Genomic DNA, 16,377 nt, shown 5'->3' with positions numbered 1-16,377 from the left:
GTCTATTTCTATTGGAAGAAAAAAAGCTATTGACGATAGTTCTCTAGTAATGTTACGCTACTACTAATTTAATACGGATGATGTTACCTCATATATAGTCGATAATATGGATCGAGAGTTTCTACCCGGCAACCTTAAATTGCTGGACTATGGGGAAAACTAATGAATATTAGCCTATGTATAAAAAAGACTCCTATTGATTAGCTTTCTCTCATAGATGAAAGTGAATCCATAGGGGTCTTTTTTTTATTTTTCAAAAAGGTCAGACATCTTACGTATGACATGAAACTTCCATTACTTTATTTTTAGTAATATAACGAGCGTTTTATGTAAAAACTTTATACGAACTTCTGAAAGGGGCAACTACATGCAATATGTAATGAGCATTATCGGTATTCTTGTCGTTTTAGGTTTATGCTTTGCTTTGTCAAACAATAGAAGTAAAATCAACTTCCGTGCAATTGCTATTATGATTAGTTTCCAAATTTTAATCGGTTGGTTTATGTTTGGCACAAAGATCGGACAGCAAATTATCATCTTCATTAGTAAAGTTTTCAACAAACTAATTAAACTTGGTACGACAGGTGTCGATTTTCTCTTTAATGGAATTCAAAGAGATTTTGTTTTTTTCTTAAACGTATTACTAATTATCGTATTTTTCTCAGCACTACTTTCTATCTTTAGTTATTTAGGTGTTTTACCATTCATCGTTCGTATTGTCGGCGGTGCACTTTCAAAAATTACTGGTTTACCACGCGTTGAATCATTCCACGCAGTAAATTCTGTATTCTTTGGTTCAAGTGAAGCATTAATCGTTATTAAAAATGATTTACAACATTTTAATAAAAACCGTATGTTTATCATTTGTTGTTCTGCAATGAGCTCAGTTTCTGCCTCTGTAACAGCATCATACGTTATGATGTTAGATGCGAAATATGTATTAGCGGCTCTTCCGCTAAACTTATTCTCAAGCTTAATCGTTTGTTCATTATTAACACCAGTTGATACGAAAAAAGAAGACGAAGTGGTTCAAAAATTTGATAGAAACCTATTCGGAGATAGCCTTATCGGCGCTATGATTAACGGTGCGCTTGATGGTTTAAAAGTAGCTGGTATCGTTGCTGCGTTAATGATTGCCTTCATTGGTGTTATGGAAGTTGTAAACTACGTAATTAGCGCTGCTTCAGGTGCAATGGGATATGCTGTTACTTTACAACAAATCTTCGGTTATATACTTTCTCCATTCGCATTCTTAATGGGTATTCCAACTCAAGATATTATCCCAGCTGGTGGTATTATGGGTACGAAGATTGTATTAAACGAGTTTGTAGCAATCCTTGATTTAAAAGGCGCTACTGCAACATTAGCTCCACGTACAGTTGGAATCGTTACAGTATTCTTAATTAGCTTCGCAAGTATTAGCCAAATTGGTGCGATTGTTGGTACAATCCGTGCCCTTTCTGAAAAACAAGGAAGCATCGTATCAAAATTTGGTTGGAAAATGCTATTTGCATCAACACTTGCTTCTATTTTATCTGCAACAATCGCTGGATTGTTTATTTAATAAAAAATCACCTTACGCTTTTAAGTAAGGTGATTTTTTTGATTCCTTATGAAATAGAACGGAATTCAATTACTTCCTCTTTACTAATAAGTTTTCCTTCGTGTATACCTTTTACTGAAATATCAATAATGGTTTTATCCTCTCCTTCAAGCTTACCCAAAGAAAATATATAAATTAAATTTTCTTCTTTTAGCATCCATTGCTTGCCATGCCAGGGCCCCGTTATCTTTTGTTCCAAAGATGTTTTTTCTTCTCCAACATACTGACATTCTCCAAACGAAGTTTTTACTATATTTTTCTCCGTATCAATTACTATATTTCGAAATAGCTCTAAGTTTTTGCTTGAAACAATTTCTATCTCATGGTTACTTTTTTGTTTAAATTGCAGTTTTCCATCACTTGTATTAGATAAACTACTATTCTCAACGGCGTTCCTAAAAAAGTTATATTCTTCTTCTGTAATACCAAAATTAGGATGATATGGCTTCACCTGTTTATCTATATGCCCCGATATGTAGTTTACATACCACTCTTTATCATTTTTCACATGATCACTCATTTTTTTAGCAATAACCTCTACTTTTTTTAAGGTATCACGATCCATTTCAATCGTCATAATATCCGCCGTAACTTCCGCATTCATAAGGCGTGATGGAATATACTCCTCCACACTATTAGCTTTACTCACTTCACTTTGACAACCGACTATGAATAGCGATATGAAAAGGATATATACTAGTTTTTTATATTTCATTTCTGTTCTCCACTCCGTACATCATTCTTACTTACATTTATAGCGGTTCTTATTATAGTCCAAGATCCTGATATTTTAATAGAAACTACTCTACATATGCAAAATTGCATATTAATAAACCTTTCTCTTACTTTAAAATTAACTTAAATCATTTACCAAAATATACAAATTACAAATGAAAAATGTTATAATTTGCAAAAAATATATTGGAGGATATTATGAAAGCCCACGCCCTTTTCGACTTCTTACACTTACTAGTTTTAAGCATGAAAAGCTATTATGTATGGGGAATGCCAATCTATGTATTCATTATCCCTCTTATTTTTGTAGTAGGTTATATCATTATCAAATCAAATAAGAAACGCAAGAATACCTCTATTCAAAGTCACTAACCTACCATTCACCTAAAAATGATATGATGAACAAGGGTATATCCCCACCTCTCTTATAGCGGTGGGGATTTTAATGTAAGCATGCAACATAATACACAATAGAAGGTGATTTTATGAGAAAATACGCAGCGATTGCTTTATGTACATCTGCCATTCTAGCAGGATGTAATACTAGCAATGTAGAGCCTAAAAAAGAAAAAAAGGTTCAAGAGGTTAAGAAACAAGAAGAGATGGTGCGGGAACAAGGTAAAATTTCTTATAATCCAATTACGCACGAATCTACAAACGCAAATATTCATATTACAGACATAAAAGATTCTTTAACCGAAGTACAATATAAAATTTGGCGCACTGCTGATGGAAAGGAAAGTGCTAAATCTTTTTCTTCTAAAGAGAAAGATCAACAATTTACACTTCCCTTTGATATAAAAGAATTTGAAGGAAAACGCGGTGAATATCAAATTGAAGCTACAGGAACAACAGAGGGCGGAAAAACTATTCCACTTACGAAATCTACTATTACTTTCGAGCAAAAAGTTCCTGTTCTTATGTACCACGCAATTGATGATTATCATGGACAAGGTATTAAAGATTTATTCGTATCGCCTGCTAACTTTGAAGCACAAATGAAGTATTTAAAAGAAAATGGTTATACTTTGTTAACGTTTGAACGCTGGGGCGATATAAATAAAGTAAACAAGCCGATTTTCGTTACATTTGATGACGGTATGAAAAATAATATGAATGCATTTCATGTTTTACAAAAACTAAAAGACGATACATTTAAACCAGCGGCAACAGAATATATGATTGTTGATAACGTTGATGTAGAAGGAGCTCTTTCTACATCTGAAATAAAAGAAATGGTTGATTCAGGTATTTTTTCTGTACAATCTCACACAGCAACACACGCAGACTTGCCGAAAATTACAAACTATGATGAAGAGTTAAAAGGATCAAAAGAAAAGCTAGAGAAAATAACAGGTAAGCCTGTTATCGCAATTGCTTATCCATTCGGTCATGTAGATGATAAAGTTGTCGCAGAAACAAAGAAACACTATCAATTTGCAACAACAACGAAGCCTGGACAATTCATTACGAAAGGTGAACCTGATGAGTTGTTAAAAATGAAGCGTGTTCGCATACACCATACAACGACTGTAGAACAATTTGCTTCTTCGATTAAATAACTATTAGAGCTCAATACATTTTGAGCTCTCTTTTTACGTTATATTTATATATATTTTTAGAATTTTCTTGTATTATATATAGTAAGAAATCTTTCAAACTAAAGGAGATTATACATATGTCATTTGAACAAACGTTAGAGAAATATGCTGCCCTTGCAGTCAATGTTGGTGTTAATATTCAACCCGGACAAACTTTATCAATCAGTGCACCTCTTGAGGCTGTACAGTTTGTACGCCTAGTTACAGAAAAAGCATATAAATCTGGTGCAAAACACGTATATGTTGATTGGAATGATGAGACGTTAACACGCTTAAAGTTCGATCTAGCTCCTGAAGAAGCTTTCTCTGAATTCCCTTCTTGGAAAGCAAATGCTCGTGAAGAATTAGCAAAAGAAGGCGCTGCATTTATGTCCATCTATGCAGAGAATCCTGATCTATTAAAAGGTGTAGAACCAAAGAAAATTGCAACAGCTCATAAAGTAGCTGGAGAAGCGATGAAAGTATACCGTGATTATGTACAAGCAGATAAAGTAAGCTGGTGCGTAATTTCTGTTCCTACGAAAGAATGGGCTGCAAAAGTATTCCCTGACGTAGCGCCAGAAGAACAAGAAACAAAACTATGGGATGCTATCTTCAAAGCTACTCGTGCTGATTTAGAAAATCCTGTGGAAGCATGGAAAGAACATGATGAAACACTACATACAAAAGTAGATTACTTAAACGAAAAACATTATAAAGCTCTTCACTATACAGGCCCTGGAACAGACTTAACAATCGAACTTCCAGAGAAGCATGTATGGGCTGGTGCTGGTAGCTTAAATGAAAAGAACGTACCATTTATGGCTAACATTCCAACTGAAGAGGTATTTACAATGCCTCTTAAAACAGGTGTGAACGGCCAAGTATCTAGCACAAAACCGTTAGCATTTGCAGGTAATATTATCGATAACTTTACATTAACATTCGAAAACGGACGTATCGTAGACTATAAAGCTGAATCTGGTGAAGAGGCTTTAAAACATTTAGTAGAAACAGATGAAGGTTCTCACTTCTTAGGCGAAGTAGCTTTAGTACCTCATGATTCACCAATTTCAAACACAAATATTTTATTCTACAATACGCTATTTGATGAAAATGCATCTTGCCACCTTGCAATCGGAAATGCTTATGCATTTAACTTAGTTGGCGGAAAAACAATGTCTAAAGAAGAACTTGCTGAAAATGGCGCAAACGCTAGTATTACACACGAAGACTTCATGATTGGATCAGCTGAGCTTGATATCGACGGCATTACAGCTGATGGAAGACATGAGCCGATCTTCCGTAAAGGTAACTGGGCGTTTTAATAAAAATAAAAGGCTATCTTCCACGCCGGAAGATAGCCTTTTATGATGCCGATGACACTTTCAGTCCAATTACTCCTAAAACAATAAAGAGAATACAAAATGCTTGGAATAAATTAATATGCTCTTTAAAAAAGTACACACTAATGATTGTAATAAGTAGCGTTCCCACACCAGACCAAATTGCATAAGCAATGCTTAAATTAATCTTTTTAACAACGATAGCAAACACGCTGAAACAAATTCCATAGAATACGAAAATAAGTACACTTGGAACAAGCTTTGTTAAACCGTTCGATAACTTCATCGCAATCGTTCCAGCTACTTCAAAAATAATTGTTACGAGTAATAATAGCCAATATACCATACTAGAATCTCCTTCTCTGTTACCTTATAGAGATTCTAGTATACTACTTATAGTCCTAACGAAATATATTTAATTTCTAAATATTCCTCGATACCGAAATGGCCTCCTTCACGGCCGATACCACTTTCTTTAAAGCCTCCAAATGGTGCTTGTGCAACTGATGGAAGGCCATCGTTTAAGCCGATAATTCCGTACTCTAACGCTTCACTAATTTGGAATGCTTGGCTAATATCTTTTGTGAAAATATAAGCAGCCAAGCCATATGGTGTATTATTTGCTCGTTCGATTACTTCTTCAACTGTTTTAAATTTCGCAACTGGTGCAACCGGTCCAAATGTTTCTTCATTCATACAAAGCATCGTGTCATTTGCCAATCCAATTACTGTTGGCTGAATGAAATAACCATCTAACTCTGCAAATTTATGGCCACCGTATAAAACTTCTCCGCCCTTTTGAATTGCATCTTCAATATGTTCTTGTACTTTCGAAACTGCATTCGCATCAATAAGTGGACCTACAGTTGTTCCTTCGCCGAATCCATCTCCAACTTTCAGCTGCTCTACAGCTGTTGTGAACTTCCCTGCAAATTCTTCATACACTTCTTCTTGAACAAAGATGCGGTTTGTACATATACACGTTTGTCCTGCGTTACGGAATTTCGAACCAATTACCGCTTCTACCGCCTTATCTAAATCAGCATCATTCATAACAATAAATGGAGCGTGACCACCTAATTCAAGCGAAACCTTTTTCATCGTTTGCGCAGCGCTAGCCATTAATTCTTTTCCAATTTCAGTTGATCCTGTAAAGGAAACTTTTCGAACGCGCTCATCTTCCATCCACGTATCAGCAATTGCTTTTGCACTACCTGTTACAATATTTATTACACCTTTTGGAATATCTGCTTCATGTGCTAATTCAACTAACTTCAATGCAGTTAATGGCGTTTGACTCGCTGGTTTCACAACTGCCGTACAGCCTGCTGCAAGTGCTGGAGCTACCTTTCTCGTAATCATAGCAGCCGGAAAATTCCAAGGCGTAATAGCTGCCATAACCCCAACTGGTTGCTTCATAACTAAAATACGCTTATTCGGATGAGAAGCAGGAATCATTTCACCGTATATTCTCTTTCCTTCTTCTGCGTACCATTCAACAAAACTATTTGCATAATTCACTTCACCAAGTGCTTCTGCAAACGGCTTCCCTTGCTCTCTCGTCATGATTGCTGCAATTTCTTCTTTATTTTCATCAATGAGCGTGAACCATTTTTTTAACTTTACTGCGCGATCCGCTGCCGTTAATTTTGACCATAATTTAAAAGCTTCATGTGCAGCATCAACTGCTTGCTTTGCCTCTGTAATCCCGCCCTTTGGTACAGTTGCAAATACTTCCTTTGTCGCTGGATTATTCACTTCGATTTGTTCTTGCAGTGTAATCCACTCACCATTTATATACATCGCTTTTTTCTCTAAGTTTACGAACGTCGCTTTTTTATCCAATGTTTTCTTCCTCCTCTATGAACTTCTTAATCTTCCTAGTGGCAGCAGATTGACTTATTTGTAAAAACTCAGCCACTTTATAACTTGATCTATACGTTTTATACGCTTTAAGAATAATATTTCTCTCTACCTCTTCCAGCATTCTATAAAGACTTTGTCCGGATTGTTCAACTGTGGCCTCTTGCATAGATAGTGGCAAATCTTCTACCGTTACAAAATCATCTGCAGTGATAACAATTCGTTCAATTACATTTTCAATCTCTCTATTATTTCCTTCCCAAGGGTACCCTACAAACATTTGTAACGTACTAGGAGCTAACTTTACATCACGTCCGTACTTTTTATTAAAATGCTGTAAATAATGATAGATGAGCGGCAATATATCTTCTGTTCTCTCCCGAAGTGGCGGAATTGAAATTGGAATGACATTCAGACGATAGTATAAATCTTTCCGGAATGTTCCTTGTTTCACCATCGTACTTAAATCTCTATTTGTTGCCGCTACAATTCTAACGTCCACCTTTTTTAATTCTCTTCCACCTATAGGACGAAACGTTTTTTCTTGCAATACTTGCAAAAGCTTCGCTTGAATTTCAAGCGGCATTTCACCAATTTCATCTAAGAAAAGAGTTCCTTTATGCGCTGATTCTAATAGCCCCTTTTTCCCTTCACGATTTGCACCTGTAAAAGACCCACCTGAATATCCAAAAAGCTCAGATTCGATTAAATTCGTCGGCAATGCCGCACAATTAATTTCATAGAAACTTTCATTCTTCCGGTGACTCACTTCATGCAAATGGCGTACTAATCGGCTTTTTCCCACTCCAGTCTCACCTAATACGAGAACAGTACTATCTACTACTGATACTTTTTTTATTGTTTCGATTATTTTTTGCATAGCGATACTTTTAAAAATAAGTCCTTCGTGTTCATATGTTTCTCTTAATTCTTTTTTATATGTTTTTAACTGATTATCCATTTCCTCTACCTTTTGACGTAATTGATAGAGTTCTGTAAGATCACGAGAATAACTAATCACTCTTCTTAAATTTCCCTCATCATCAAAAACAGGCCTTGTACGAACATGCAAATACTCTCCTGATTTCGTTGTTTGAACAAGTTCAACTGGCCTTTTCTTTTCAATTACTTCTAACGTTGCAGACGGATAAAAAATCCCTTCTTTTTGTAGTTCTTTTACATGCTTTCCTACTAATTCCTTAGCAGAGAGCTGGTAATGTCTTTCACACATGCTATTTACACGTACAACGATTCCTTTATCATCCGTAACAAAAATTTCGTCAAATGCATATTCAAATACATCTTGTAAATCCATCAACACTCGTTCCTTTTCTGCAACCATCCTAGCCACCCCTTACTTTAAATCCATCGATTCACTTCACTACCTTTATTATAAAGTGAATTTTCTGCATTTTATATAGAGTAAGCTAGAATGTTTTCAATTTGTTATTTATACAAATCTATTTATATTTTTCAACACATAATTCGCTGCCTTGAAAAATACAGAATGCCATCGCAACCACACCCTCACTTTGTTTTAGCTTGGCATGGGGCAGGAAAAGGGGCTGATCGATTCTATGCATGACCAGATGCTCTCTTCCGCCTAAAAAGAAAAGCTTTATGCCCTTTTTTAAGTTATCCCAATTCTTTAAACACGAGCGATATTTGCTTGCTCATAACAAGCTTGCAATGATTCTTCAATTATTGTTAAACCTTCCTCAAGTTGCTCATCTGTAATCACTAATGGCATTAAAACACGAATAACATTTCCATATGTTCCTGCTGATAGTAGAAGTAATCCATGCTTATTTGCTTCTGCACATAAATTAGACGCTAGTGTTTTATCAGGCACTTTCGTCTTGCGATCTTGAACGAGCTCGAATGCACACATTGCCCCTAAGCCGCGCACATCACCGATGCAATTATATTTGTTTTTCATCTCTTGGAATCGGTTCATTACGACTTTCCCTACTTCTATCGCTCTATCATTTAATTTCTCTTTTTCTATTACATCAAGCACAGCTAATGCAGCCGCACATCCTAGTGGGCTTCCTGCATATGTTCCGCCCAGTTCTCCCGGTGCAGACTCATTCATAATTTCTTTACGTCCAATCACGCCACTTATCGGTACACCAGCACCTAATGATTTAGATACCGTAATTAAGTCTGGAACGACATCATAATGATCAATTGCAAAGTACTTTCCGGTACGACTAAAGCCTGTTTGAATTTCATCAGCTACAAATAAAATACCGTGCTCTGAACAAATGCTGCGTACTTCTTGAACGAATTTCTTACTTGGAACGATAAATCCGCCTTCCCCTTGAACAGGTTCCATTACAACTGCTGCAATTGTTTCTGGTGCTACTTCTGATATGAAGAAGTTCTTAAACTCTTCAATGATAAAGTCATCATACTGCTCTTCTGTTAAACCTTCTGGGCGACGGTATTCATATGGGAATGGCGCTTTATATACTTCTGGAGCAAATGGGCCAAATCCAAATTTATATGGTTTTACTTTACTTGTCATCGTCATTGTCATTAATGTACGCCCATGAAATCCTTTAGAAAATGCGATAATTCCAGGTCTCTTCGTATATTTACGAGCAATCTTCACTGCATTTTCAACCGCTTCTGCCCCACTATTTAAAAACAGCACTTGTTTATCGAAATTACCTGGTGCTACTGCGGCAAGCTTTTCCGCTAATTCAATATATGGCTCATACATCATCACATTAAATCCAGTATGAATATATTGATCTACTTGTTTATGAAGCGCTTCTTTAACGGCTGGATGACAGTGTCCTACATTAATTGTCCCAATTGCTCCTGCGAAATCAATGTACTGATTTCCATCCACATCTGTTACGAGTGCACCATTTGCAGATTGTACAAACGTTGGGATGCCGTTACTTACTCCTTTTGGTACTATATTTTGGCGGCGTTCTAATAAAGACGCTGCTTTCGGTCCAGGAATTTGTTCATTTACTTTAGCAAATTTTTTTGTGTTCATTGTGTACCCCATCCTTTTCTATACAATGTTTTCTCTTTATATTGCAAGATGTATGCCAACTTCCTCTTTCTAGTATTCATCCCATTCTCTTACTATCTCGGCATAAAAAAATAAGTCTATAAAGACTCACATAGAGTCCTTAGAGACTTATTCATTTATACATTAGACTTTCCTTGTTCCCAAATAAACTCACCTGAATGAGAAATTAAATCTTCAACAGATTGTAATACTAAATCTGCAAGTGGTTCTAGCGTTTGACGATCACCCGTACCAGATAGTACGCCAATCGCATAACAGTCGCCACCATTTTTCGCTAAATGTAAATCCGTCGGTGTATCCCCGATGACTGCTACTTCACATGTCTCTAAATTAAATCTCTCACAAAACGATTCTACAATTTTTTTATCTGGCTTCTGTGCTGGAAATGTATCTGAAGCTATAACACAATCAAAAAAAGCTTCCAATTGATATTGCTTTAAAAATAATTCTGTCGGCGCGAAATCATCAGCTGTAACGACACCTAGAATAAACCCTCTATCCTTTAACGCTTGTAAAACTTTCGGTAAATCTGCCGTCATTCTCATATGTGAACGATGCTCGTACATAAGAGCAAACAACTTTTCACTCACCCATTGATGCATCTCTTCTTCTCTAGATGATGCAATATACTTACAAAGCCCCTTGGCCACATCAAGACTCGTTCCAGCAGCGAGCGCACTACGCGGATGAACAAATGCTCCATCTACGCCAATCTCTTTTAATAAAGCCTGCTGCATTGATTCTGGTAATTGATATAAATTTATACATTCTGCAACAAGCTCTTCAGCTACTTTTATCCAAATTGAATGAAAATCCATTAATGTCCCATCTTTATCAAATAGTATTGCTTTTACCTTCTCCATAGCACCCTACCTCTCATTTCTTATCTCTTCCAGTGTATCAATAAAATATGGATATAAAATAAACGGATTGTAAAAATACCATAAAAATCAAACTAACTTACAATTTACAATTCATCTGCACATAGAGAAACTTTAATCAGTGGGGGAATCTTATTGCTCGCAAATAGTGAGGTGAAAGCAAAAAAAAGATGCCTTTACAGGGCATCCTCTTGATGTTCAGGAACAAATAGTTCCAGACAATGATATATATTTTCAAATTCCATTGGTGCATCTCCGCCATATTCACCATCTAAGTTGATCATTAATTTATCAGGTGAATGCACTTTAATACGATTCGCTTGTGTATATAGTACTTTCGGATTGTTAATATGTTCCCCACGCTGCGCTTGTGTTGCTGCTTTAATTAAATCAGCGATAGAACCTTTTTTCAGTACTAATAAATCAAATAATCCATCGTTAATAGATGCATATGGTGCTACTTTTTCGAATCCACCAACTGAACGAGTATTCGTAATTAAAAACATCGTAATTTCTTCTTGTAGCAACTTCCCATCATACTCAATTTCAACATATGTTGGATGTAATGATGGTAACATTTCGATTCCTTTTAAATAGTAAGCAAGTTGGCCTAATACCGTTTTTAGCTTGCTTGGTACTTCATATGTTAATTCTGTAATACGGCCGCCACCAGCGATATTAATGAAATATGTATCATTTGCTCTACCAAGATCTAACGGTACCGTTGTTCCTTCACAAATAATATCCGCAGCCTCTTCAATAACACGAGGTACACCGATCGCACGCGCAAAATCATTTGTCGTTCCAACTGGAATAATTCCAAACTTTGGACGATGCTCATGTCCTACTAAACCGTTCACTACTTCATTTAACGTACCATCACCACCAGCTGCGATAACAACATCAAACTTACGATCCGCAGCTTGCCTCGCTGCCACAGTCGCATCTCCAGGACCAGTTGTCGCATGACAAGACGCTTCATATCCAGCTTGTTCTAATTTTTGTAATACTTCTGGTAAGCTCTTCTTAAATAGCTCGCGCCCAGAAGTAGGATTATAAATAATTCTTGCTCGCTTCATCATTTATTAGCACAGGAAATTCCTTATTCATTGAAAAACGAATACACCGAACCCTTATTCAGTATCCCTATGCTTACCTCCTCTCATCTTCCTATCCTTCTTTAATTCCGCTCAAACAGGCAGTAAGAACCCGATTCGTGTAGCCCATCAAAAGTAACTATTCACTCCTGATAGTTTTGCTTTATTTAACCAAGAAATTTATCCCGCTATTTACGGGCAGTAAAACTCTCACATCAATTTACATATAATGAATAATAATTATCTATTATTTCATGAGATGAAAAAACTCTCTATGTCTAGATTTATCATTATTCCCACCTTTTTGCAACTATCATACCATAGTTGCTATACAAACATTTTTTCACTTTTGACAGTTAATCAAACGTTTGTTTAAATTATTTTTCACCATTTAAACAAACGTTTGATTAACTCAGAAAAAACACCCAAATACGGGTGTTTTTTCTGTTTAATCTTTAAGAATCTATACTATTTTAGCGTTCAAAAATAAGAATTCTTCTCTTTTTTTAGCGCTTATTAATCTCTTCAAGTAAGATTTTATTAACAAGCGGTGGATTTGCTTGTCCTTTTGTAGCTTTCATAATTTGACCAACTAAGAAGCCAATTGCACGGTCTTTACCGTTTTTAAAGTCTTCAATAGATTGCTCATTATTATCAAGAATTTCTGTTACAACCTTACGAAGTGTTCCTTCGTCAGAAATTTGAACCAGACCTTTCGCTTTAACGATTTCTTCTGGGTCTCCACCTTTTTCAATTAATTCATTAAATACTTTCTTCGCGATTTTAGAAGAAATTGTACCTTTTTCAATTAATTGAACCATTTTAGCTAAGCCAGCTGGCGTTAATGCAACGTCTTTTAATTCTTTTTGTTGTTTGTTTAAGTATGCAAGTACTTCACCCATTAACCAGTTTGATGTTAATTTCGCATCAGCACCGTCTGCAACTGTTGCTTCAAAGAAATCAGACATCTCTTTCGTTAATGTCAATACATGCGCATCATAAGCTGGTAAGCCAACTTCTTCAACATAGCGAGCTTTACGTGCATCTGGAAGTTCTGGAATAGAAGCACGAATTTCTTCTTTCCACTCATCGTCGATGTAAAGTTCAACTAAGTCTGGCTCTGGGAAGTAACGGTAATCGTCAGATCCTTCTTTTATACGCATTAAGATTGTTTTCTTCGTTGCTTCATCATAACGACGTGTTTCTTGTTGGATGATACCACCAGATAATAATTCTTTTTCTTGGCGCACTTGCTCATGCTCAAGACCTTTTTGCACGTAAGTGAAAGAGTTTAAGTTTTTCAGTTCTGCTTTTGTACCGAACTTCTCTTGTCCAACTGGACGAAGTGAAATATTCGCATCACAACGAAGAGAACCTTCTTCCATCTTACAATCAGATACACCTGTATATTGAATGATTGATTTTAACTTCTCTAAGTACGCATATGCTTCTTCTGGAGTACGCATATCTGGCTCAGATACGATCTCGATTAAAGGCATACCTTGACGGTTGTAGTCTACTAATGAACCGTCAGCTGCATGCGTTGATTTACCAGCATCTTCTTCTAAATGAAGACGTGTAATACCGATACGTTTCTTTTTACCGTCTACTTCGATTTCAATCCAACCATTTTCACCAATTGGCTTATCAAATTGAGAGATTTGGTAAGCTTTCGGATTATCTGGGTAGAAATAGTTTTTACGGTCGAACTTCGTTTCCGTTGCGATTTCACAGTTTAATGCCATTGCGGCTTTCATTGCAAAGTTAACTGCTTCCTTATTTAAAGTAGGAAGTACCCCTGGGTATCCTAAGTCAATTACACTTGTTTGTGTATTTGGCTCCGCTCCGAATTCTGTTGGACTCGCAGAGAAAATTTTCGAATTTGTTTTTAACTCAACGTGAACCTCTAAACCAATAATTGTTTCTAAATTCATCTATGCTCGCCTCCTTACAGACTTGCTTTTTTTGTATGATAGTCTGTTGCTTGCTCAAACGCATGTGCAACGCGGTAAATCGTCGTTTCATCGAAGTGTTTACCAATGATTTGTAGACCAAGTGGCATGTTGTTAGCACCGAATCCACATGGAACAGAAATCGCTGGAACACCCGCTAAGTTTACTGGAATTGTTAAAATGTCATTTGCATACATTGTCATTGGATCGTCCACTTTTTCGCCCACTTTAAATGCTGGAGTTGGCGTTGTTGGTCCAATAATAACATCGTAGTTAGTAAATACATTTTCAAAGTCATTTTTAATTAATGTACGTACTTGTTGTGCTTTTTTGTAATATGCATCATAGTAACCAGAGCTAAGAGCAAATGTACCAAGCATAATACGACGTTTTACTTCATCACCGAAACCTTCGCTACGTGTATTTTTGTAAAGATCTAATAAGTTATTTACATTATCAGAACGAACACCGTAACGTACGCCATCAAAGCGTGAAAGGTTCGCAGATGCTTCAGAAGAAGATAATAAGTAATACGTTGCTAGAGCGTATTTAGAGTGCGGAAGAGATACTTCCTCCCAAGTTGCGCCCATACCTTCTAACACTTTTAAAGCAGCTAGTACTGACTCACGAGCTTCTTCGCCAACACCTTCGCCTAAGTATTCTTTCGGTACAGCAATACGTAAACCTTTAACATCGCCTGTTAAACCAGCTAAGTAGTTTCCTACTTCAACGTTTGCAGAAGTTGCATCCATACGGTCAATACCTGAAATAGCTTGTAATAAGTATGCATTGTCTTCTACTGTACGTGTAATCGGTCCGATTTGGTCAAGTGAAGATGCGAATGCTACTAATCCGTAACGAGATACACGTCCGTAAGTTGGTTTTAAACCTACAACGCCGCAATATGCAGCTGGCTGACGGATAGAACCACCCGTATCAGAACCTAGAGAGAATAATACTTCTCCTGCTGCTACTGCTGCTGCAGAACCACCACTAGATCCGCCTGGAACGTAATCTAAGTTCCATGGATTTTTTGTAGCGTAGAAGCCTGAGTTTTCATTTGAAGAACCCATTGCGAACTCGTCCATATTTAATTTACCGATTGTAACTGTGTCAGCAGCTTTTAGCTTTTGTACAACTGTCGCATCGTAAATTGGATCGAAGTTTGCTAATATTTTGCTCGCACAAGTTGTACGAAGACCGTTAGTTACAATGTTATCTTTTACACCAATTGGCATACCGAATAATAAACCATTATCCTCAGCACCAATCTTTGCATCTAATTCTTTCGCTTTCGCGCGTGCATTTTCTTCATCTAATGTAAGAAAAGCTTTTACGTTATCTTCAACATCCGAAATACGTTTGTAAGATTCTTCTACTAAATCCGTAACGGAAATTTCTTTGTTGTTTAACTTCTTATGTAACTCTGATACAGAATGATCAAATAATGACATCGAAATTCCCTCCTCTATTCTAATACTGCTGGAACACGGATTTGATTATCTTTGTGATCCGGTGCATTTTTTAATACTTCTTCTACTGGTAAACCTTTTTCTGGCACATCTTCACGCATAACATTTTTCATAGTTAATACATGAGTTGTTGGTTTTACATCAGTTGTATCTAATTCATTTAACTGTTCTGCAAATGTAACAATTGCATCTAGTTGTTTTTGAAATTTTTCTGCTTCTTGATCAGTAATTGCAAGACGTGCTAAATGTGCTACGTGCTTTACATTCTCAACGGAAATTCTTGACACGGCTAGGCCACCTCCATAATATATCGTTCAATCTACAATACTATTGATGATACCAAATTTCCAGTACTTCAAGCAAGTCAACACACGGCACTTACGGTATTTTTACATAAAAAAAGAAAGGCAAATGCCTTTCTTTACAATTTACTCTTTATCTAACGATTTATTTTTCGGAAATCTCTCGTTATCTTCTTCATTATCACGAATTGTTTTTTGTAATACAAAACAAGACATCGTTAAAAATAATGTTCCAATTAAATAGTATCCTTTTACACTAAGCGTTTCATCTAGCGTATAAATCCCAATTAGCATTCCTGAAAGCGCACAAACAAATGAAGTCCATGCTAAAAACGTGAACGCTTGCGTATTTCGTCTTCTCATCGTTCTCCCCCTCGTTAGCTGTACACCTATTATAGATAAATATATTTATCACAATGGGTTTTTATGTAAAATCATTTTTCTATTTATTAATCTATCACAAAAAATTTCTATTTTGAAGATAATTTTCTTTC

General features: G+C 36.3%; 14 protein-coding genes and 1 riboswitch. Of the genes, 3 read left to right on the top strand and 11 right to left on the bottom strand.

What is annotated here, in order from left to right:
* Nucleotides 1–68: 68 nt before the first annotated feature.
* Nucleotides 69–170: riboswitch (purine riboswitch) on the top strand.
* 197 nt (nt 171–367) lie between these two features.
* The gene (locus AC0IXC_RS25230) at nt 368–1,564 is read left to right on the top strand and encodes a NupC/NupG family nucleoside CNT transporter (protein ID WP_002010061.1); all 1,197 of its coding nucleotides are present in this window, start codon (nt 368–370) and stop codon (nt 1,562–1,564) included.
* Between the two features lie 46 nt (nt 1,565–1,610).
* Here the strand turns inward: AC0IXC_RS25230 and AC0IXC_RS25225 are convergent, their stop codons facing one another.
* Entirely contained in the window at nt 1,611–2,318 is a 708-nt protein-coding gene (locus AC0IXC_RS25225; protein ID WP_471653523.1) for a hypothetical protein, read from the bottom strand.
* A gap of 505 nt (nt 2,319–2,823) precedes the next feature.
* Between AC0IXC_RS25225 and AC0IXC_RS25220 the strand changes: the two genes are divergently transcribed.
* Complete coding sequence (locus tag AC0IXC_RS25220; RefSeq protein ID WP_471653522.1) at nt 2,824–3,900, top strand: polysaccharide deacetylase family protein; 1,077 nt, start codon at nt 2,824–2,826, stop codon at nt 3,898–3,900.
* 116 nt (nt 3,901–4,016) lie between these two features.
* Nucleotides 4,017–5,246 (top strand): aminopeptidase, encoded by a 1,230-nt coding sequence (locus tag AC0IXC_RS25215; protein ID WP_193652534.1) that lies wholly within the window; start codon nt 4,017–4,019, stop codon nt 5,244–5,246.
* A gap of 40 nt (nt 5,247–5,286) precedes the next feature.
* Here AC0IXC_RS25215 and AC0IXC_RS25210 read toward each other — a convergent pair whose 3' ends face one another.
* The 10 genes from AC0IXC_RS25210 to AC0IXC_RS25165 all read right to left on the bottom strand — a co-directional run bounded on the left by AC0IXC_RS25210 (nt 5,287) and on the right by AC0IXC_RS25165 (nt 16,246).
* Nucleotides 5,287–5,610 carry a DMT family transporter gene (locus AC0IXC_RS25210; RefSeq protein WP_002029495.1) on the bottom strand — a complete coding sequence of 108 codons (324 nt, stop codon included), beginning with the start codon at nt 5,608–5,610 and terminating at the stop codon, nt 5,287–5,289.
* A gap of 47 nt (nt 5,611–5,657) precedes the next feature.
* On the bottom strand, nt 5,658–7,109 hold the full coding sequence (gene gabD, locus AC0IXC_RS25205; RefSeq protein WP_002091321.1) for an NADP-dependent succinate-semialdehyde dehydrogenase: 1,452 nt from the start codon (nt 7,107–7,109) through the stop codon (nt 5,658–5,660).
* The gene (locus tag AC0IXC_RS25200; RefSeq protein ID WP_012260236.1) at nt 7,102–8,469 is read right to left on the bottom strand and encodes a sigma-54 interaction domain-containing protein; all 1,368 of its coding nucleotides are present in this window, start codon (nt 8,467–8,469) and stop codon (nt 7,102–7,104) included. Before AC0IXC_RS25200 ends, gabD begins: the two co-directional genes overlap by 8 nt.
* Nucleotides 8,470–8,775: 306 nt before the next feature.
* A complete protein-coding gene (gene gabT, locus AC0IXC_RS25195; protein ID WP_002140204.1) occupies nt 8,776–10,140 on the bottom strand; it encodes a 4-aminobutyrate--2-oxoglutarate transaminase in 1,365 nt (454 codons plus the stop codon).
* Between the two features lie 155 nt (nt 10,141–10,295).
* Nucleotides 10,296–11,042 carry an HAD family hydrolase gene (locus AC0IXC_RS25190; protein WP_085308847.1) on the bottom strand — a complete coding sequence of 249 codons (747 nt, stop codon included), beginning with the start codon at nt 11,040–11,042 and terminating at the stop codon, nt 10,296–10,298.
* 194 nt (nt 11,043–11,236) lie between these two features.
* On the bottom strand, nt 11,237–12,142 hold the full coding sequence (locus tag AC0IXC_RS25185) for a diacylglycerol kinase (protein WP_002010051.1): 906 nt from the start codon (nt 12,140–12,142) through the stop codon (nt 11,237–11,239).
* Nucleotides 12,143–12,663: 521 nt separating this feature from the next.
* Nucleotides 12,664–14,091: an Asp-tRNA(Asn)/Glu-tRNA(Gln) amidotransferase subunit GatB gene (gatB, locus tag AC0IXC_RS25180; RefSeq protein WP_002010050.1), complete on the bottom strand. Its 1,428-nt coding sequence runs from the start codon at nt 14,089–14,091 to the stop codon at nt 12,664–12,666.
* 14 nt (nt 14,092–14,105) lie between these two features.
* A complete protein-coding gene (gene gatA, locus AC0IXC_RS25175; RefSeq protein WP_471653521.1) occupies nt 14,106–15,563 on the bottom strand; it encodes an Asp-tRNA(Asn)/Glu-tRNA(Gln) amidotransferase subunit GatA in 1,458 nt (485 codons plus the stop codon).
* A 14-nt stretch (nt 15,564–15,577) separates the two neighbouring features.
* Entirely contained in the window at nt 15,578–15,868 is a 291-nt protein-coding gene (gene gatC / locus AC0IXC_RS25170; protein ID WP_000086999.1) for an Asp-tRNA(Asn)/Glu-tRNA(Gln) amidotransferase subunit GatC, read from the bottom strand.
* A gap of 141 nt (nt 15,869–16,009) precedes the next feature.
* Complete coding sequence (locus AC0IXC_RS25165; protein ID WP_002029490.1) at nt 16,010–16,246, bottom strand: YiaA/YiaB family inner membrane protein; 237 nt, start codon at nt 16,244–16,246, stop codon at nt 16,010–16,012.
* Nucleotides 16,247–16,377: the final 131 nt, after the last annotated feature.

The organism is Bacillus sp. AC266, assembly GCF_979253805.1.
This window is presented reverse-complemented; position numbering and strand designations above follow the sequence as displayed.